The 17,732-nt window shown below is 54.9% G+C and carries 21 protein-coding genes; 20 read left to right on the top strand and 1 reads right to left on the bottom strand.

Features of this window, described 5'->3' with window-relative positions; all coding sequences use genetic code 11:
• The first annotated feature begins 98 nt into the window (after positions 1-98).
• From FNT36_RS18370 to FNT36_RS18280, 20 genes are all read left to right on the top strand, one after another.
• Positions 99-785 carry a phage tail protein gene (locus FNT36_RS18370; protein WP_144850639.1) on the top strand — a complete coding sequence of 229 codons (687 nt, stop codon included), beginning with the start codon at positions 99-101 and terminating at the stop codon, positions 783-785.
• A gap of 74 nt (positions 786-859) precedes the next feature.
• Positions 860-2,416 carry an NHL repeat-containing protein gene (locus FNT36_RS25610; RefSeq protein ID WP_233636038.1) on the top strand — a complete coding sequence of 519 codons (1,557 nt, stop codon included), beginning with the start codon at positions 860-862 and terminating at the stop codon, positions 2,414-2,416.
• A 59-nt stretch (positions 2,417-2,475) separates the two neighbouring features.
• Positions 2,476-2,898 (top strand): BLUF domain-containing protein, encoded by a 423-nt coding sequence (locus tag FNT36_RS18360; RefSeq protein WP_233636037.1) that lies wholly within the window; start codon positions 2,476-2,478, stop codon positions 2,896-2,898.
• 151 nt (positions 2,899-3,049) lie between these two features.
• Positions 3,050-3,475 carry a hypothetical protein gene (locus FNT36_RS18355; RefSeq protein WP_144850635.1) on the top strand — a complete coding sequence of 142 codons (426 nt, stop codon included), beginning with the start codon at positions 3,050-3,052 and terminating at the stop codon, positions 3,473-3,475.
• 216 nt (positions 3,476-3,691) lie between these two features.
• Positions 3,692-3,904: a hypothetical protein gene (locus tag FNT36_RS18350; RefSeq protein ID WP_144850633.1), complete on the top strand. Its 213-nt coding sequence runs from the start codon at positions 3,692-3,694 to the stop codon at positions 3,902-3,904.
• A gap of 634 nt (positions 3,905-4,538) precedes the next feature.
• The gene (locus FNT36_RS18345; protein WP_144850631.1) at positions 4,539-4,925 is read left to right on the top strand and encodes a hypothetical protein; all 387 of its coding nucleotides are present in this window, start codon (positions 4,539-4,541) and stop codon (positions 4,923-4,925) included.
• Between the two features lie 112 nt (positions 4,926-5,037).
• A complete protein-coding gene (locus FNT36_RS18340) occupies positions 5,038-6,324 on the top strand; it encodes a hypothetical protein (protein WP_144850629.1) in 1,287 nt (428 codons plus the stop codon).
• A gap of 305 nt (positions 6,325-6,629) precedes the next feature.
• A complete protein-coding gene (locus FNT36_RS18335) occupies positions 6,630-6,821 on the top strand; it encodes a hypothetical protein (protein WP_144850627.1) in 192 nt (63 codons plus the stop codon).
• A 468-nt stretch (positions 6,822-7,289) separates the two neighbouring features.
• Positions 7,290-7,631: a hypothetical protein gene (locus FNT36_RS18330; protein ID WP_144850626.1), complete on the top strand. Its 342-nt coding sequence runs from the start codon at positions 7,290-7,292 to the stop codon at positions 7,629-7,631.
• A gap of 61 nt (positions 7,632-7,692) precedes the next feature.
• Positions 7,693-7,905: a hypothetical protein gene (locus FNT36_RS18325; RefSeq protein WP_144850624.1), complete on the top strand. Its 213-nt coding sequence runs from the start codon at positions 7,693-7,695 to the stop codon at positions 7,903-7,905.
• Between the two features lie 1,410 nt (positions 7,906-9,315).
• Entirely contained in the window at positions 9,316-9,528 is a 213-nt protein-coding gene (locus tag FNT36_RS18320; RefSeq protein ID WP_144850622.1) for a hypothetical protein, read from the top strand.
• 705 nt (positions 9,529-10,233) lie between these two features.
• Entirely contained in the window at positions 10,234-10,962 is a 729-nt protein-coding gene (locus FNT36_RS18315; protein ID WP_144850620.1) for a hypothetical protein, read from the top strand.
• A 10-nt stretch (positions 10,963-10,972) separates the two neighbouring features.
• Positions 10,973-11,347: an energy transducer TonB gene (locus FNT36_RS18310; protein ID WP_144850618.1), complete on the top strand. Its 375-nt coding sequence runs from the start codon at positions 10,973-10,975 to the stop codon at positions 11,345-11,347.
• A gap of 551 nt (positions 11,348-11,898) precedes the next feature.
• Entirely contained in the window at positions 11,899-12,489 is a 591-nt protein-coding gene (locus FNT36_RS18305) for a hypothetical protein (protein WP_144850616.1), read from the top strand.
• Between the two features lie 50 nt (positions 12,490-12,539).
• The gene (locus FNT36_RS18300) at positions 12,540-13,172 is read left to right on the top strand and encodes a hypothetical protein (RefSeq protein ID WP_144850614.1); all 633 of its coding nucleotides are present in this window, start codon (positions 12,540-12,542) and stop codon (positions 13,170-13,172) included.
• Positions 13,173-13,335: 163 nt separating this feature from the next.
• Positions 13,336-13,923, top strand: a complete 588-nt coding sequence (locus tag FNT36_RS18295; protein WP_144850612.1) for a BLUF domain-containing protein — start codon at positions 13,336-13,338, stop codon at positions 13,921-13,923.
• Between the two features lie 8 nt (positions 13,924-13,931).
• A complete protein-coding gene (locus FNT36_RS18290; RefSeq protein ID WP_144850610.1) occupies positions 13,932-14,348 on the top strand; it encodes a hypothetical protein in 417 nt (138 codons plus the stop codon).
• Positions 14,349-14,804: 456 nt separating this feature from the next.
• On the top strand, positions 14,805-14,927 hold the full coding sequence (locus FNT36_RS25840; RefSeq protein ID WP_262712176.1) for a hypothetical protein: 123 nt from the start codon (positions 14,805-14,807) through the stop codon (positions 14,925-14,927).
• Positions 14,928-15,200: 273 nt separating this feature from the next.
• Complete coding sequence (locus FNT36_RS18285) at positions 15,201-16,265, top strand: helix-turn-helix domain-containing protein (RefSeq protein WP_233636036.1); 1,065 nt, start codon at positions 15,201-15,203, stop codon at positions 16,263-16,265.
• A gap of 61 nt (positions 16,266-16,326) precedes the next feature.
• Positions 16,327-17,409, top strand: coding sequence for a hypothetical protein (locus FNT36_RS18280; RefSeq protein ID WP_144850606.1), 1,083 nt, complete (start codon positions 16,327-16,329; stop codon positions 17,407-17,409).
• Positions 17,410-17,482: 73 nt separating this feature from the next.
• Here the strand turns inward: FNT36_RS18280 and FNT36_RS18275 are convergent, their stop codons facing one another.
• On the bottom strand, positions 17,483-17,647 hold the full coding sequence (locus tag FNT36_RS18275; protein WP_233636035.1) for a DUF3606 domain-containing protein: 165 nt from the start codon (positions 17,645-17,647) through the stop codon (positions 17,483-17,485).
• Between the last annotated feature and the right edge of the window lie 85 nt (positions 17,648-17,732).

Below are 17,732 nucleotides of genomic sequence, written 5' to 3'. Positions count from 1 at the left end.
ACTGCAAAAAAATAGTTGATTATCTGTTGGGAATCTGTTGTGTAGCTTCGATTCTCCTACATTTACGGGAGGATTCCTACATCATTTTTTCTTTTACTATGAAACACGCTTTTACCCCAGTTACCCCAGAGGCTGACTTAGCCACTAATGCTGACCGCCGCGGCTGGCTCAAGCGCCTAGGAGCCGTCTTGGGCCTTGGGCTACTGGCCGGCAAGGCCACCGCAGCCCCACAAGGGGTACGCCAAGTGAACGGCACGCAGGATTACATTGGCGAGATTATGCTGTTTACGGGCAGCTTCGCACCTCAAAACTACTTGCCTTGCGATGGCCGTCTGCTCCCAATCAATCAGTTCTCTCCCCTCTTCGCATTGATTGGTACCTCATACGGCGGTAACGGTGTTAATAATTTCGCTTTGCCCGACCTGCGCAACCGGGTGCCTAGAGGTAGCAGTAGTAATAATGGTTATGCCGATGGGTATCCTCGTGGGCAGGAAACGGTTACGTTGACCAGTAACCAACTGCCGGCTCACTCGCACCGGTTGAATGTGAGCACTACGGCCACCAGCAGTGACCCTGCTGGCAACTTCCCAGCTGTGGCTACGGGCACCCTACCGAGCTCCGACGAAAACGTAGCGGTACAGTCCTACGGCACTACTGCCACCGGCACAGCAAACCTCGGCACTATCGGCATAGCTGGTGGCAATCAGCCCGTGTCTGTGCTCGACCCCTACATCGAAATAAACTATGTGATTTGCGTATCGGGAATTTTTCCTGTACGCCCCTAGCTGGCCGCGTGCGTGACGTAATGCAAGACAGGCCGGGTTATTACCCGGCCTATTCACCTCTTTTGCTACTTGCTATGAAACAACCGTTACTCTACACGCAGGGGCTGCGCAGGCTGGTCGTGCTAGCCGGACTGCTCCTCAGCCTGCTGCCGCGCACTGGGAAGGCTCAGTTCTACTACGTGCTTAATGATGGGTCCGCTGCTACAACTCTCGACCAGCTGCGCCTGAACCCGCTAACGGCCGTGGGTGAAACGCCGCTCACCACGAGCGCGACCAACACCGTTGCGGCCCCCGGCGCCATTGCCCTAGACCCCGCTGGCAACCGCGTCTTTATCGCAGACGTGCGCAACAACGCACCTAAAATTGTCGCCGTCAGCCTAAGCCCGCCCTACGCTGTCACGACGTTCCTAACCCCGGCCGCCATTAGCGGAGCTTCCGCTACTTCGCTCGGCGGCCTGGCTGTAGACAGAATAAACGGCTATCTCTACTACCTGGTGAGTGACGCTAACGCCACCACGAGTCTCGACCAACTGCGGCGCAGCCCCTTAGGTACCGCCGCCGAAACGACGCTAGCCAGCGGCTTTGTCAACGCGCCCGGGGCGTTGGCTCTCGACCTGCCCAACAATCGCCTGCTGGTAGCCGACCGCCGCAACAAAGCTCTAAAGATTGCTGCTGTCAACCTCACGGCGCCCTACGCCACCAGCACTTTTCAAACCGTAGCAGCCGTGCCCGGCGCTGCATCTAGTACCATTGGCGGCCTAGTAGTAGACAACACTACGAACTATCTCTATTACACCGTGGATGATGGCAACGCTATGACCAGCCTCGATGAGCTCCGGCGTAGCCCCTTAAGTGCCCCAGCCGACACAAAGCTTATCAGCGGGTTTGTGAATACCGCCGGGCCACTGGTACTAGACGCGGTGGGCAATCGCCTGCTGGCGGCCGATGGGCGCAGAAATGCCGCCAAGGTAGTTGCCATCAGCCTGACTGCTCCCTATGCTACTAGCACCTTACTGACGCCTACCCTCACGACTGGTACCAGCACTGCGCTGTTGCGGGGCTTGGCCTTGCCTACCACAGCGGCCCCGCTACCGGTAACGCTCGTAGACTTCTCGGCCCAGCTGCAAGGAGCTGCCGTGCAGCTCACCTGGGCTACTGCCAGCGAGCGCAATAGCGCCTATTTCGACGTAGAGCGCAGTACTGATGGCGTAAGCTTTACCCAAGTAGGGCACCTAGCGGCTGCGGGCACAAGTGCGACAGCTCACCGCTACAGCTTACTGGATGCCACTCTCCCGCAAGGAGCTACCCCCCTCTACTACCGCTTGCACCAGGTAGACCTCGACGGCACTGGTACTTACTCCACCGTGCGCACCGTCGCCCGGGTTTCCTCGGATGAAGCTGCCTTTGCGGTGTACCCTACCGTGGTAGGGCAGCGGGTAAACTACAGCTATAGCGGCCCCCCCCTGGCTGCTGGGCTAGAGCTGGAAGTGTATGATGCCACGGGTAGGTGCGTAAGAAAACAGCACCTGACGGAGCCAGCCAGTACATTCGAGGTGGCCACGCTAGCACCCGGCTGGTACTGGGCGCGCCTAGCGGGCACTACGGTAAGTGCTCGTTTTTATCGACCCTAGCAGCTAGCCTCATGTGTAAGAAGCCCCGCACCCCACGGGGCTCTCTTTATCTTCGCCGCATGCATCACATTATCTACTTGAGCCGGGCCACCCGGTCAATGAGCGACGAGGAGTTGGCAAACCTACTCCGCCAAGCGCGCGAGGCCAATGCCCGACAAGACATCACCGGCGCCCTAGTCTACGGCGACGGGCAGTTTATGCAAATCATTGAAGGGGACGAGGCAACCCTAGCCATGCTCTACGCCAAGCTGCTGCAAGACGGGCGGCACGGGCAAGTCTTCAAATTTGCTGATAAGCCCATTGCCCAGCGCAGCTTCGCCGACTGGTCGATGGCCTTTCGCCCCGTATCGACGGAGCAATTTGCCCAACTAGCTGGCTACTTGACTCCCGAGGAACTCAACCTGCAAGCACCTGGCTTGAGTGCCACGGATGATATGCTTCTGCAAATGATGAAATCCTTCGTCTTGCAGCCCCGCACCTAACCATAAGAAAAGCCCCGCTCACGACGGGGCTTTTTGCTGGCCACCGCCTTAGCAAATCACCCCCCTATAGGCGCCGCTTCATTTTTGCATCGCATAAGCTGCTTATGACATTCTGGTACTTCACTTGTTAGGAGGTAAACACATTCGCCGAATGGAAAATCTTCGCTGCCTACTGGCTACTCCCGGCCTGACGATATCGTACGATACGTCCAATCAATGGCTCTACGTGCAGTGGGTAGGTATGCACGACAAAGAGACGGTACGCGTTTCGGCCGAGCATATTTTCGCTAGTCTGGCTGCGTACCCCTGTCTAAAAATGATTAGCGACCACTCCCAACTGATTGGGAACTGGCAAGCGGCTATTCCCTCCGTCGTGCAGCATAATTTCGAGCGCTTGGCTGCTCATGGAGTGAGGTACGTTGCGTGGGTGCATTCTTTCGACGACGACGACCTTGTGGCAATGGAGCGAGTTGTCCGCAATATGCCCCAGCCGCTGGTTGGCCTTTTCGACGAGGTAGATAGCGCCTCCGACTGGCTGCTGCACTGCCCAGTCGATTTGCCCCGCCGCCCGCTCTAAAGCAGCAGGCCCTTTGCCAGTACTAACAAAAGCCCCGCTCACCACGGGGCTTTTGTTAGTACTGGCAATTACCTCTGTGTCCAAACACAGTTGGCTAGTGCTGTAAATTTTTTTCAGCGGATGCCGGCATCCGCAATCCAGTTACCCAAGCTCAACCGTAGGTGCGACGTTACGCACCTCGCACTTCTACCTTCCATTACCTTACCGCTCTTTACTATGAACGAATTTTCTTTACTCATCCAGGACTGGGAAGCCGACATCCAGTTGCTGAAAAAGCACTTGAGCCACCTCGCCTCCCAGGTAAGCGCTCCGCAAGTACGGACAACGCGTCGTCACTTACAGCGCAAACTGCACCAGGCCCGTCAGGCGCAGGCGCTGCTCTCTAACCTCTATCAAGCGCATGCAGGTGCTTTAAGCCTGGCAGCCTAGCGGCTGCGGATATAGGGCAGGACCTGGCCCATCGCCAAAGCGTTAAAAAGAAGCCCCGTCCAGTATGGGGCTTTTTTTATGCCCTACGCAAACCCCGAAACCTCGCCAGTAGGGAAGGCACAGTAAAAATCCCCGCCGATACATCGACGGGGATTTCGTGATTTTGCAATTGAATGCCTTCCTAACGCTAAATAACTGGACCTAAATTGAGGGGACGAGAATAAATGGACTGTTATAGAATAATACAAATTTCGGCTGCTAAACAGGGCTGTTAAAAGGACAATGTGCTAATTTTTAGTACATTTATGAAAGGGTATATTAGGCGGCTACCGTCCTGTTAGTTCTTGCTTAAACACCGGGCTCTTGCCTCATCACCTCACGAAGGCCTCTCTGCCTTGCGTCGTAGCCGGCTAAATGAGACATAAAAGATTTTCTCAAAAGGCCCAGCTAGTGCTAGCGGGCCTTCTTCTATTTTAACCTGGGCTATTCGCACTTCTGCTGAACAGGGGCTAAGGGCAATCCGCGCCTTGCCATTTATTGTGCTTTCTGATATAATTTAGCACGACCATTGACATGGTATAAATCTCTTTCAGTTAGTGCGATAACTCATTAAAAAATCCTTCCTAATAAATCTGTGTTTACTGCTACTTCTTCCAAAGTATCACACAACTACTTCAAGAATTCGGTAGGTCAATTACTCGCCCACCCGCAGGGCCTCTACATCAGCGTGGAGTACTATACCGGGCCCCGTCAGCCAGCTGACCTCATCGCTTTTATTTCGCATGCTGGTCAAATGCTGGCGCGTTGGGGCTGGGACAAACTCAGTAGTGAGCGTGGAGAGATGCCACCTCTCTCGCCAGCAGAAGAAAACTGGCTGACTACGTTCTGGCAGTCGCGGCCGCAGTCCCATGCAACGGTGCTCTACGGGGCGCTGCTGCTGCCACATAATCTATTCGCCCGTCTCTCCTGGCGGGCCAGCGCCCCCGCTGCGGTTAGCCCATTTAGGCAAGTGATGCGCTAGCACAGGCAAGCAGCTTGTTGTCTAGCTCACTGTGAAGTCAGATAAGCCCCACTAGCCAAGTGGGGCTTTTTGTTGCTAACACTACTAGCACTCGGTGCTAACTTGCCGGCCTATGGAGTACACCTTCCGCCAGGTCCTATCACGCCCCGACAAAGAGGGACGCTGCCGCATCATCCTCGATGTGACGTGGGAAGGCCAGCGCCAAAAGATGCCCACTGGCGTGAGCTGCCTGCCCGAGCACTTTCAGCCTGGGGCCAAGCGCGTCGTTAACCCCAAAGACCCGCAGGCGGCTATCTACAATGCCAAGCTCGCGGCGCTCGTCGACAAAGTAGAGAAAGTCCAGCTGCAAGCCGCAGCCAACGAAGAAGTGTTCGTGCCGCCTGTCAAACCAAAGCGGGTAAAGAGTCAAGCTCCCAAGCTAACGACGCCCACTGACTTTCATGTGGCCTGGCTGGCTGAGAATCCGCACCAAAGTACAAGTGGGGCCCGGCGCTATAAGCAAGTCGTAGCCCACCTGGAGGCCTTCCGCGCCGAGTGGCCCATCACAACGCTCACTCGCAAGGAATACCTCGACTATATGGCCCACGTTGCGAGCCTAGGGCTGGTGGACAGCACCACCATCAAGCACGTTAAATTTCTGCGCGAGTGCTTCCGCTTAGCGGGCCTGGCCGTGCCGAGCTGGCTCAAGATGCAGGTGCGCTACGGCCGCTCCCCGGCCTTGCAGGCAACCGAGCTGCGCAAACTCATTAACTTGCCGCTCTTCGAGCAGGAAATTCTCATTCAAGAGCGCGATATGTTCTTGTTACAAACCCTGCTCATGTTGCGCGACTCAGACCTGCGCCAGCTCAAGCCCCACCATGTCACTACGCTCGACCTGCCGGGCGTGGGCCCGACGCCCGTGCTCAGCATTCGGCAGGTAAAAACCGGTGACGAGGTGCGGCTACCCTTACCTCCGCTGGCAGCCAGTATTTGGGCCAAGTATGACGGGCAGCTACCCGTGAAGGTGCAGCAGCACCGCAACCGTTACATGAAGCTGCTCATGGAGCGTGCTGGCTTGACGCGTGACTTTGTGCGCGTGCGCTACGTACAAGGGGAAGCCACGGAAGAAGTCGTGCCACTCTGGCAAGTAGTCACGACCCACACGGCGCGCCATACCGGGGCTGACATGATAATGCTGGGCTCCGGCGGCGATACAAACTTGAAGGAGAAAGCCCTCGGCCACGCCGGCGTCTACGGTCATGACGCGCTTGAGCGCTACGGACCGGCGCTGCTTAAGGCCTGGAAAACGGTACTGGGTGCAAAAGCAGAAAATGCACCCAAATCTAAGCCCATAAAGACCCAAAATGCACCCAAGTACACGGGTGGCGGAATGTCGATTGGGCTGGTAAAGAGGCAGTAAGGTAGGGGTATAGTAGGGCAGCCTAGGTAAAGGCCTAAGACCAAGTGGGCCCACTAAAATGCCCTTAGCATACTCGCTAAGGGCATTTTTTATGTTTTGCACCCAGGCAGCCCTTTTTTTAGCGTGTTTGTTTACTCGAAACATGGCCTATTTCTCGTTACCCAACAAGCCCACGATACAAGGCCTAGCGCTCATAGCACGCAGCAGGGCCCAACGCGACAGTGCTTATCTACCCACTGAGCCCGTCACGGTTCGTCCAGCAATTGCGCTCTGGTGGAAGCACTCTTTTTGCTTTAACTAACCTCATGACCAATACGCACACCCTCATTGGCGAAACAGCTACCGCCGTAGGCGACGGCTGGGCTGGTTTTCGCGTAGGCCAGCGTTATGAGCTACATGTAAAGCACCGGGAGGATGGTGCCGTTGCTATCATGCTCGACCACCACGGGCACGTGACACCTGGTGCGGGGCTAGTGATAACTGAGGAACAGTATTAGAAATGGTTTAAGCCATAGTTCTACCGATATAGCCAGATGAAGAGTAGCGCTTGCTAAGCTCAGAACAGAGCTACTAAAAACCGGGCTCGATTGGCATAAGTAATACCGGCTAGTAGACGAGTGTAAGTAGAGTACCCTTTGGCGTGACCATGAGGATGGGCATGAGAGGCGGGGCGGGAACGTGCTCGATAGGGTGGTAGACGGGTAGCATAGGTAAGCTTGTGTGTGTAGCTAAAATGCAAAATATTAATTGATTACACAAATAATTTCGTTCCTAAAATCAAGGGTAGGATAAGTAGGCTTAGTACGGCTTGAAGCCCTTTTGTTTGAGGAAGGCTTCGATGCGTTGCCACTGGGCTAAGCTCATCAAGGCGAGACGGGCGGTGACCTTGTTGGGGTAAAGGCTGTCGCTACCTAGGGCTTGGCGGGCGTGGTAGTGGGGTGGGAGCTCGGGGTATATTAGCGGCCATGAAAAAACTCTTGTTCTTAGGGGCGTGCCTGGTAGCATTAGCTTCGCAACCAGTAATGGCGCAGACGGGTGGCTCGACAGAGGTAGACGTGACAGTAGTGCGCGTGACGGCTAGCTATCCCCGCACGCTTGTCACCATCACGCGACCCGGGGGAAAAGAGGAGAGCCTAGATTTCGACAACTATGGGCGAGGTGAGAAGCGGCCGCTGATTGGACCCGGCCTGCAGCAGGTAGTGGCCGATTTGTACAAGCAGGGGTATCAATTGCAGTCCACTTTCGATACGACGCTGGGAACGTCTAGCTCAGCATCCGTTCTGCTCTTTATTCGCAAAAAGCAGTAAGGATAGCATCGACTCGAGAAGCGGTGCGCAGCAGTAGGCAATGTACTTTTAGGCTGTGCCCTTGACAGTTCTATTTTCTGCACTTATTTCCATCGCCATCTCCTGGTATTGGGCGCTAGCTGTCGTAGTAATAGCAGCAGTAAGCTTTGCGGCGTTACTCAACTGCCTATTTACTTGGGTCTTCTTGGGCAACAGGATAAAGCTCATGTTCTGGTTGATGGTGGCGGGCACTGTTGTTGGCGCTATCGCAATTGGGTTGGATGCGCTGCTGTAGTTGGTCGAGGTAGTCGGCTATTTCGCTAGCCTACACAGCGGGGTCATCGTAGAGACTCATGTAATTAATAGGCAGAAGGCAATGGGAGAGGTTCTATAGTCTGTAGGGCTGAGGCAATTCAGCTCTTCCCTTGGGGCGGGCTATAGGCTTCTCGGCTACGTTGGTCGATGGCCTGCTGTGACTGCGTAGTTAGTGTCTGGGCCTCATTCGAGGTTTTGATTACGCTTTCGCATCCACCGATGAGTCAGATTCGCTAGCGGCCTCACGGTGCGGTGGCTGCATTGGCTTACCACCGGCTCGGCCCTATTCTGCCTAGTGCTCGTTACCGGCGAATTAGAGCTCCACTATCCACTCTTCACGGTAGCCTAGCTACTGGGGGGCGGCTTGCTAGAGGGCGCTTGCGCCTACACCAACTCTTGCCCCAAGAGCATTCCTTGGCTAAGGCGTAGGGATGGATACTAGGTGTGTTGAGTCCCTTCCTGGTAGGAACTGCGCTTATTTCAGGCGATGCTGTTGTATTCCAGAACACTAATGCCAGGGTCGAGGTTGACCGCAGCTTCACTTTTGAAGCGTATGAAGACTATAGCCAGATGCGCTTTTATCAGACCATGTACTTCCTCTTTCACGAGCAGGTAGGGCAGTTGCGTTAGCGTTAACGTCACGAGTGTGACGATAGATGGTAACCGGCGCACTATCGAAACCCGTTATTTATTTCGTCAGCCTAGGCCATATCTCAGAAAAGCCCTGCTCATCACGGGGCTTTTCTACTTATCTACCCGTTGGTCACCCGAGGTTTGGTAAACATCAGCACTAGGCCCGCCAGTACCAGCAGGCACCTAAGCAACTTCAGTAGTGCCCAGCTATCTAGGTGCCAAAAGGCCATACCTGCCACGTAGCCATAGTTCAGTTGGGTACCCATATAGGCATAGAAGAGGCTGGCTAGTAGCACAACCACCTTAGCACGCCACTCCCCCCGGCGGACGGCCCGAAAAAGGATAACTTGAGCTAGCGCCTCCAGTAAACAGAGCACCCAACTCTTCCATAGGCTGCCTGCAGGTATATAATACCGATGTAGTGCCGCTTGCGTCATGAAGTATACCGTTTCGCCTAATGAGAGCGCAAGAGCCGTGAATAGTAGGTTAGAAGCTAGTATGTCGTTCTTGCGCGGATTCATCAGGGTATAGGAGCGATGGGCCGAAGATAAATAACACCTTACCAATAGAGAAGTAGCCCCACACTCCACGGGGCTTTCTTATGCTGGCAGTTGCCTCTGTGCCCTGCCACAATCGGCTGTGCTGTAAAATTTTTCAGCGTAAGCCGGCATCCGCAATCCAGTTACCCAAGCTCAACCGTAGGTGCGATGTTACGCACCTCGCACTTCTACCTTCTACTACCTTACCGCTCTCTACTATGAACGAATTTTCTCTACTCATCCAAGACTGGGAAGCCGACATTCAGTTGCTGAAAAAGCACTTGCGTCACCTCGCCTCACAGGTAAGCGCTCCGCAAGCATTGGCAAAGCGCCGTCACCTGCAGCGTAAACTGCACCAAGCCCGTCAGGCTCAAGTGATGCTTCGTAATCTTTCCCTAGTGCATCCAAGCGCTTTAAGCCTGGCAGCCTAGCGGCTGCGGATATAGGGCAGGACTTCCTGCCCATCACCAAAGCGTTAAAATAAAGCCCCGCTCACTACGGGGCTTTTTTCTTGCTCCGTGCAGCCCTAAGCATCTCGCGAGTAGAAAAGTAACCCCTAGCAAAAGCGCACTTGGCAGAGCTTTTGCCAAGTGTGCTTCTATGAAACAACGCTACTTGCTGCCCCTATTGCTGCTCTATCCTTGCCTGGCCCACGCCGACGCGCTCAGTGCGCTTGGAGAAGCGCAGTTCTATTTCGCACTGGTTATGTTGGGGGTGACCATCCTAGTCATTACTGGCTTTCTTATTGTGATTTATAGTTGGCCGCAGTGGGCGGGGGTGCCCTACGTGGTAGGTATTCCTCTGCTACTACTTACATGGCTACGTTTTTCTACCGCTTACCCAGAGAGTAGTCTTACCTTATTGCTGCTAGCATTTTTGCTGCTCAACGGTTTAGTATGGGCTCGCAGATTTCGGCCAATGCCAGTGCGCATAGCGGGGATAGCAGCTATAGCTGTGGCTATGTTGGGCGCTATAGTGGTGTTGAGTAGCTAATTAATAAATTGTTGCCGCTCATCAGGTACCTTATTTATGCCCACCCACGAGCCCCGTACCCACCCTGTCAGTAGGAAAAGCCTAGGTTAGTAAGCGCTACTGTTGGCAGAGCTTTTGCGGAGGGCGCTGGCTTCCCAACACTAATGGATTATTTCTACTGCCTACTCGCCTGTGCGGCCTATATCGCTTTAATATGGGGGCTGCCCCGCGTGCTGGCCGAAGAAGTGTTTCCGCTGTTACGCTGGTTGCATTGGGGCACCTCGGCGCTGTGCCTGTTGGCCCTTGTACTACCCGTCCTGACACTGGGCGACTGGACGTTTCGGTCGCTAGGCCTGTTTTGCGGGGTACTGCTGGTTAGTGGGCTGTTGGCGGGCACGCGTCGCCGCATGCAGGTGACGCGCGTACCTATCTTGGCTACCATGCAGGCCGTGCTGGTGGGCCTCGCGGCACCTTTGCTTTTTAAGCTCAGTCTAGGCAGTACCTCGTCTGATGTGGCCTATACGGACAGCAACTATACGGTTACGGTCAAGGAGGGCTCTTCTTTTATGGATAATGACCCAGTCCCCGCTGAGTTAGAAATATACCGTTCCCGCCTGTTGTTCTTTGACCAATACCTAGGGCACATCGGCCGCGATAACCTATATGAGCCAAGGCCGAAACTCAAAGCGTGGTGGCAAGCTGTATCCGCCATTTCCTTTGACGCCGATAGCAACCGCGGTGTGGCGTGGCATGAGGGCGTCGCCGTGCCCTTCGGCGTCAATCCGCCTTACCTTAGCGGCGACAAGCTACGCGCCGCCGAGCCCGCCCACCGTATCACACGGCCAGCGTCTACTGAAACCTATATAAGCGAAGCCGATAGAGTCTATACCTAATGTGGAGGAGATGCCTCACCTACCCGGCACAGCAGGATTGTACCCGGTAGTGGAGGCGGTGCAGCGGCGACTAGTAGTGTCACCTCGCACGGAGGAGGGGCGGGTGTATGTGAGGCTAACTGTTAGCGAAACCGGCGATATTCAGGATGTACGCCTCTTGAAGGGGCTGAATGCTGCTGTTGATTCTGCTGTACTGAAGGCGGTACACCGCCTGCCGCGTTTTGAACCCGGCCGGCAAAACAGGCAGCCCGTGAAGGTGAGCTTGATGGTGCCAATCACGGTGCTGCGCAAATACCCCCGCAAACTGTATTTCCGCAAGCCCTACGTGAAGCCACTACCCGTAGACCCTACAGTTCCAGACTTAAGTGGCTTATCTCCAGGTTGAGCCTCGCTATGCAATCAAGAGAATTTTTGGGCTATATCCACGTCAAACCCCGAGCACCTCGCCAGCAAGCGAGACATGTCGCCCCCCACGAAGCCTAGTTAAACCTTCTGAGTATTTTAGCGCATGGAGACATTTAAATTACTACCTGAGGATGTCGCGCTCATCTTTATACTTTCCTGTGGCCCTTCTATCTTATTGGGTTGGTTAATTTGGCTAGTCTTTGCTCCTCGTAAACCTCGAACACCCCGCCAATAGGGGAGATGCTTCGCATCTAGTAGAGTGCGCTCGTGTTTTGTAATAGAGCAGCTTCGGCAGCGATAGAGGTAGTACACGTTACTTCTTCTTCGCCATGATTCCAATTGCTTTTCCCATCTTCATTGACAGCCGCCGCCAGTCACCCCAGTGCCGTAAGTGGGCCAATCGTTTTGCCCTCGCGCTCTTCACCAGCACTGCTTTAGCAGGTTTATTTATAAAGTACATGCCTAGCTAATCGTACCGACAGATTACCAAAAGCCCTGCTCACCGCGGGGCTTTTTCTATCTTCACCCTCGATGAAACACGTTTTTTTATGGGGCAGCCTACTCAGTCTGGCTGTCGCGTGTGAGCCACAGCCCACTCGCCAGCCAGCTGCGGCCTCGCCCGCTCCTCATCCGTCAGCCAAGCCTATCGCGCGGGTACGTATTCCTGAAGGCACCGTGCAGGGCGATTTTGACGGCGACGGCACGGCCGAATATGTGTGGCTTGTGCCACCCGAAGTAGACTCTACAGAAGTAAACTGCGTGGGGGGCGCGTGTACTAGCTATCTCACCAGTTCTAACCCGGCCTTGCGTCCGTACGCCCTCGAAACGGCCATCGGTGGCACACTGACCGTCTACCATCACCTAGGTGCCAGTCAGCGCGACTACGTGGGCATTGCCCCAGAATGGTTTATGGGCTGCTGGAGTCGCTACTTCGTGCTCACCTATCGCCCTGGCGGCTGGCAGCTAGGCGTGGACCCCTTCTCTACCCATTGCGACCAGTGGGAGCAAGATACCGTTGCCATTGCGCGCGACAGCGCCCATCCGGGTCACGTGCTTATTCACTACACCGACATGGCCGCCGAGGATTTTACGGTCAGGACCAAATCGGTGCCCCTGCGCTAAGCACTGCGCAAGCTGCACTCCTCGCGAGGCTTTTTCTATCTTCGCTCTACATGAAGAAATTTTTACCCTTGGTTTTCCTGCTTGCCTTCGCCTTCCCCGGCTTGGCGCAACGGGCAGAAATCAATAACCATAATTACTACAGCTACTATGTAGGCCCCACTTCGATGAAAGGTGGTGTGGTAGGACCTGTCAATAAACTCAAAAGTCGAAAGCTAGGAACTGGCTGGCTGCGCTGGAATGACATTACTCCTATTCTAGTGGAGGAAATGACAAAAGCGGGCTATGACCAAGTGTACACTAATCAGCTATTCCGCATCGACTCTGCGCAATATGTCTTGTTGGCGGCTTTAGCAATGAGGGCGCCAGTGGTTGGCTTTCTCTATGCAGAAGGGCATGCGGCCTTTCCAACAGCCAGCGATCGTCAGCCTGGCCACCAGTTAATGGGAGACGGGAAGTACGACTACGTGCAATTGGTCAGTACTTCAGCGAACAAAACAGAATTCATTAAAATACGCCATCTGCCAGCTAACCTATTGGCACTAGAGGAAAATTGGTATTGGTACCAATACACAGACAACCCAAGTGATAACAGATACCTTTTGACCAAAGAAGACATCATTCGGGTGCTGCGAGAAGATATTCAGGAGAAATTAGCTACTGCTCCCAAACCGGTCAAACAGTAGGAGTATCTTAACCTCTCTGCCCATCGGACCTAGCCAAGTGATAGAAAAAGCCCCGTCCACCACGGGGCTTTTTTGTGCCTATCCTACAGTTCGGAAGGATTGACTACAGGACCTATGTGTTAAAAAACTATCAACCCCGCCGCTATGTGTCCGTACTGCTGCTATGACCCCGTTTTCCCTCTCCTTGTCGCACCAGGCGCTGGAATGGGCCATTGCTTTGGCGCGGCTCACCCCCTCGGCTGCTGAGCAAGTCATTGCTCCGGAACAGGCCGTAGACTACCTGCTCTACTGTAGTGCCGCCATTCGGCCTTTCCACGACGAGCAATTGGCCGACCTGCTGGAGCAGGCGCGCGCCTACAACAAACGCCACAGTATCACCGGCCTGCTGTGCTACGATGAGGGCCACTTCGTGCAGGTGCTAGAGGGTAGTCCCGAGGAAGTCAACCGCCTGTTTGCCCGCATCGAGCGCGACCCGCGCCACCACCACGTGCAGGTGCTGTGCCGCGGCACTAGCGCTCGTCGCGAGTTTACCGACTGGCGCATGGTCTTCACCAAGTCTCGTAGTCAGGACTTTTACTGGCTTATCAGCTACCTAGAGGCTAACCATTATCAACTGCTGCTGCCGCAGGTGCCCATCCCCGAGCCTAGCTTGCTGCCCCTGCTGCGCACCTTCAGCCGCACCTGCGCCCAGGTATTACCACGCCCTAGCCCGCCCGAACCATCTTACGCCGGGCTCCTTCCTTTTTTGTAGCCTTTTGCATGTTGCTCAACGTTAATACTGACCCCAAGGATAATAGCACCTGTACCCTCCTTTACAATGAAGATGAGCAGTGGCTCACTACTGTTTGGAAAGGGTACGTCGACCCCCTTGAAGCCCGAGAAGGCGCCGAGGCCTATCTACTTTATGCCGTGCAGCAGCCTTGTGCACTGCTGCTTAATGATAACTCTGGGCTTCGCGGGCCCTGGTTTGATAGCCTCGATTGGCTCAATGATGTATGGGCGCCGCAGGCCAGGCGCATGGGCCTGCGCTACGTAGCCCACATCATCCAGGCCGACCGCCATGATGATACTATTTCCTCTCATCCTCTGCAGCAACTACCCTTCGAATTGCAAATCTTTCGCGAGGTAGAAGAAGCCAAGCAGTGGCTGCGTCAGTGCCGCCGGCAGACTACCTAGGCAAGAGTAGTAATTATCCATAAGCGCTACGTACAGGCTTTTTCCATTACTGATGCTCCCCTTGCTGTAGACCCAAGCTAGCCATTTACGCTGGCAGGCTTCACGCAAGCAGGCATTCTAAAACACGCAAGCCCTACCGGTACTTCGGTAGGGCTTCTGTGTCTGTGGTGGTTGCCTTCCTGGAATTGAATAATGGGACCTAGAATATGCGGACTAGAATAATAGGACTGTAATTGGATGATACAAAAGTCGGCAGGTAAAGGAGGTCGTGAAAAGGACAGTGTGCTATTTTTTAGTACATTAAACGTTGAGTTAATGCTGCATCTAACGTCTTGTTTTCTCTTTTTTAAGTGCTACTCAATTGCCCATCAATGCTAGAAAGGGCAGTGATACGCTCCCAAAAGTTGGTAAAACACGACATGGTGAGCGTTTACAGCAAGCAGAATATCTTATGTCGTGGCCTTGCCAATCTATCAGCGCTCGTTTCTAAACTGCCGGCCTATGGAGTACACCTTTCACCAAGTGCTATGGTACTCCGATAAGGAAGGCGGCTACCGCAGCGTGCTCGATGTGACCTAGGAGGGCTAGCGCTAGAACATGCCCATCGGCGTGCATTGTCTGCCCGAGTACTTTTAGCTCGGTGCTAAGCGCATCATTAGTCCCAAGAGCTCACTCGCAAGGACTACCTCTTTTATCTTCGCTAGCAAGCGACCTCTACCACCCTAATTGCCCTGCCCCATGCTGTACTCCCTTGCCTGTGGTGGCGTATTGCTACTTGCCTTTCTGCTGAGTACAAACGCGCTTCGTGCGAATCGGCTGGCTAATCGGTGGCTAGGGATTTTTTTGGGGTGCGTGGGGTGCGTATTGCTGGGCCGCGTGCTACCGGGTACGGCGTTGGCCACGCAGTACCCAAGCTTGGGTGGCTGGTTGGAAGTCACGCGCCTTGCGATGGCGCCGGCTTTCTACTTGAGCGTTGTGCAGTTCACCGCGCCCAATCGCTCGTGGCAGTGGCGCGACGCCTTACATTTTCTGCCCTGGCTGTCGTTTTTAGTACTGATGCTGCCCGCCCTGCTAGGCTTAGGGCCGGTGGGCATGGCGCGGCTGCCGGGTGGAGTGTGGCGTACACTAGTTTTCGCAGCTCCCAAGGTGCAGGCCATTGGCTACTGGCTGGCGGCGTATCTGACCCTGCAGCAGCATCAGCGCCAGTTGCTCCAGCTTACAGCGCAGCCAGAGCTAGTTAATTTGCAGTGGCTCAAGCAGGTGCTGTGGGGCTTGGCCCTGCTAGTGGGGCTGTGGCTGAATGAGCTGTTTTTCCACCTAGGTTGGGTGCTTATGCTCACCCCACTTGGCTACCTAGGAGCGGTATTTTACCTAGCTTACTACGCCTTGCGCCAGCGCGAGGTATTTGCCTTTCCAGCCCCGGTGCGAGCCGAGATTCAGGAGCTATGGCAAGAAGACGTGCCGCAGCTACCCGACCTAGCTCCCAGCTCCCCCAAGCAGGCGCGCCTCTCGCCAAGCCAGGTAGCTTACTGGCAACAGCAGTTGTCCCAGCTATTAGAAACCCAGAAAGTATACCTAGAAGCTGACCTAAGCTTACCAACCCTCGCGCAGCGAGCCGGCCTCTCCACCCACGAGCTTTCCTATGTGCTCAATGAGGGATTCGGAGTCAATTTTTTCCAGTTCATTAACGCCTACCGGGTGGCCGAAGCTCAGCGGCTGCTGGCCTCGGCTCAGCACCAACACCTAAGCATGGTGGGCATTGCCTTCGAAGCGGGCTTTAGCTCCAAGACTACATTTAACACCACCTTTAAAAAGGTGACGGGATTGACTCCTAGCCAGTTTTTGCAGCAGGTGCGGGCCGGGAATGCCCCAGCGCCCGGTAGTGCTTGGCTACCCCCAATGGGTTCGGTTGGATAACGCCGAACGCGGTGCTAGCGGGGTAGGGCGAGGTTTGGGCTTTCACTTAACTGCTGCCCACATGACCCCGCTCACGCTTCGCCCCGGTAAGGGCGCTAAACTCTTGCTCTGCTCCCTGGCTGGCCTAGTTGCCGGCGCCGTACTGCTGCGCGTCGGCCGGTGGGTTGTTGGCCCCTGGGCTCCGTATGCCGGCTTGCTCACTGGGGCCGTACTTGTGCTGGTAGGGGCCATTAGCTATGGCATTTACTGGCAGCAGCAGCCAGCGGGGCGACCGGTCGATATGCCTATTCTAGCCTTCTGGCACGGGCTGCTGCGGTACGCCGTGGCCTTCGACTTGGCCCTTATCGGATGGCAAAAGATTTTTAACCTTCAATTCTTCGTGCCGCTGGGTATGCTGGATTTACCCTTCCGAAGCTTCTCCGGCGAAGATTTGACGTGGGCCTACTTTGGCTATTCCTACCCTTACCGATGCATAATTGGGGCGCTGCAAATTGGGGGCGCGTTGCTGCTGCTGTTTCACCGCACGCGGCTGCTAGGTGTGCTAACCCTGCTGCCGGTAATGGTTAATATCCTGCTTATCGATTATTTCTACCGCCTGCCTACGGGGGTGTTTTGGCAGGCGCTGATTCACCTAGCAGGCTTGCTCTATTTGCTAGGGTTGGATTACGAGTTGCTAGTCACGGTTTTTCTGCGCACGCCCCCGCACCTGCCCCGACTCGCCATCCGCCGGCCCCTGGTTCGCACGCTGCTCCGCTTATCAGTGCTGTACGGGCCGTTGCTTTTGCTAAGCGTCCACGAGTTTCCGGATACCTATCCGCAGCTCACGGGTAAATATGCCGTGCGCAACATCCAGTTTGATGGGCAGCGCCTAGCGGCCCGCTCCTGTCAAGACAGCGTACTGACGACGGTGTACCTAGATATTGACCACGACTGTGTGTTTGAGTTCAACGATACCAAGCGACGCTTGTTCGGCAACTACACTTACGAGGGGCAACAGCTGCGCGTAGTTTGGCGCCGTCCTACACCACGGCCAGACACCTTAATCGCAACGCTCACACCTACTGCCACGCCTGGAAACCTACGAGTTGCAGGATATCTTGGGCAACAGGCGGTGCGCTTTACGTTGGTGAAGACAGCCCTTTGAGGGTGTGGGAAATAAAGGGGTGTATTGCTTGCTAGCTAAAGAAATAGCTATGTTCTGACGGAACCAGTAAGAATTAACGATTCAGGTACTGCTGCACGTCGGCCGAGAGCGAACCCACGGCGAGAACGGCATTGCGTAGGCGAGTCTCGGTACAGTTGAAGGTGCGGCACCAGTAGTTGACTTCGTTGGTAGACTTGATGTTGATGCGCTTGGCATCGGCGGGAATAGGGGGGAGCACGATAAGGGTAGCTAGGGTTTTCTTATTAATAACAACAATAGTAGCCACAGTAGCACGACCACCACGTGGGCAATGATAACTGCTT

Origin of the sequence: Hymenobacter setariae, from assembly GCF_007713685.1 — a bacterium.
GTDB lineage: Bacteria > Bacteroidota > Bacteroidia > Cytophagales > Hymenobacteraceae > Hymenobacter > Hymenobacter setariae.
This window is presented reverse-complemented; position numbering and strand designations above follow the sequence as displayed.

Coding starts and splice junctions, on each gene's coding strand:
- FNT36_RS18370 (WP_144850639.1), top strand. CDS start 99: ATGAAACACGCTTTTACCCCAGTTACCCCAGAGGCTGACTTAGCCACT.
- FNT36_RS25610 (WP_233636038.1), top strand. CDS start 860: ATGAAACAACCGTTACTCTACACGCAGGGGCTGCGCAGGCTGGTCGTG.
- FNT36_RS18360 (WP_233636037.1), top strand. CDS start 2,476: ATGCATCACATTATCTACTTGAGCCGGGCCACCCGGTCAATGAGCGAC.
- FNT36_RS18355 (WP_144850635.1), top strand. CDS start 3,050: ATGGAAAATCTTCGCTGCCTACTGGCTACTCCCGGCCTGACGATATCG.
- FNT36_RS18350 (WP_144850633.1), top strand. CDS start 3,692: ATGAACGAATTTTCTTTACTCATCCAGGACTGGGAAGCCGACATCCAG.
- FNT36_RS18340 (WP_144850629.1), top strand. CDS start 5,038: ATGGAGTACACCTTCCGCCAGGTCCTATCACGCCCCGACAAAGAGGGA.
- FNT36_RS18335 (WP_144850627.1), top strand. CDS start 6,630: ATGACCAATACGCACACCCTCATTGGCGAAACAGCTACCGCCGTAGGC.
- FNT36_RS18330 (WP_144850626.1), top strand. CDS start 7,290: ATGAAAAAACTCTTGTTCTTAGGGGCGTGCCTGGTAGCATTAGCTTCG.
- FNT36_RS18320 (WP_144850622.1), top strand. CDS start 9,316: ATGAACGAATTTTCTCTACTCATCCAAGACTGGGAAGCCGACATTCAG.
- FNT36_RS18315 (WP_144850620.1), top strand. CDS start 10,234: ATGGATTATTTCTACTGCCTACTCGCCTGTGCGGCCTATATCGCTTTA.
- FNT36_RS18310 (WP_144850618.1), top strand. CDS start 10,973: ATGCCTCACCTACCCGGCACAGCAGGATTGTACCCGGTAGTGGAGGCG.
- FNT36_RS18305 (WP_144850616.1), top strand. CDS start 11,899: ATGAAACACGTTTTTTTATGGGGCAGCCTACTCAGTCTGGCTGTCGCG.
- FNT36_RS18300 (WP_144850614.1), top strand. CDS start 12,540: ATGAAGAAATTTTTACCCTTGGTTTTCCTGCTTGCCTTCGCCTTCCCC.
- FNT36_RS18295 (WP_144850612.1), top strand. CDS start 13,336: ATGACCCCGTTTTCCCTCTCCTTGTCGCACCAGGCGCTGGAATGGGCC.
- FNT36_RS18290 (WP_144850610.1), top strand. CDS start 13,932: ATGTTGCTCAACGTTAATACTGACCCCAAGGATAATAGCACCTGTACC.
- FNT36_RS18280 (WP_144850606.1), top strand. CDS start 16,327: ATGACCCCGCTCACGCTTCGCCCCGGTAAGGGCGCTAAACTCTTGCTC.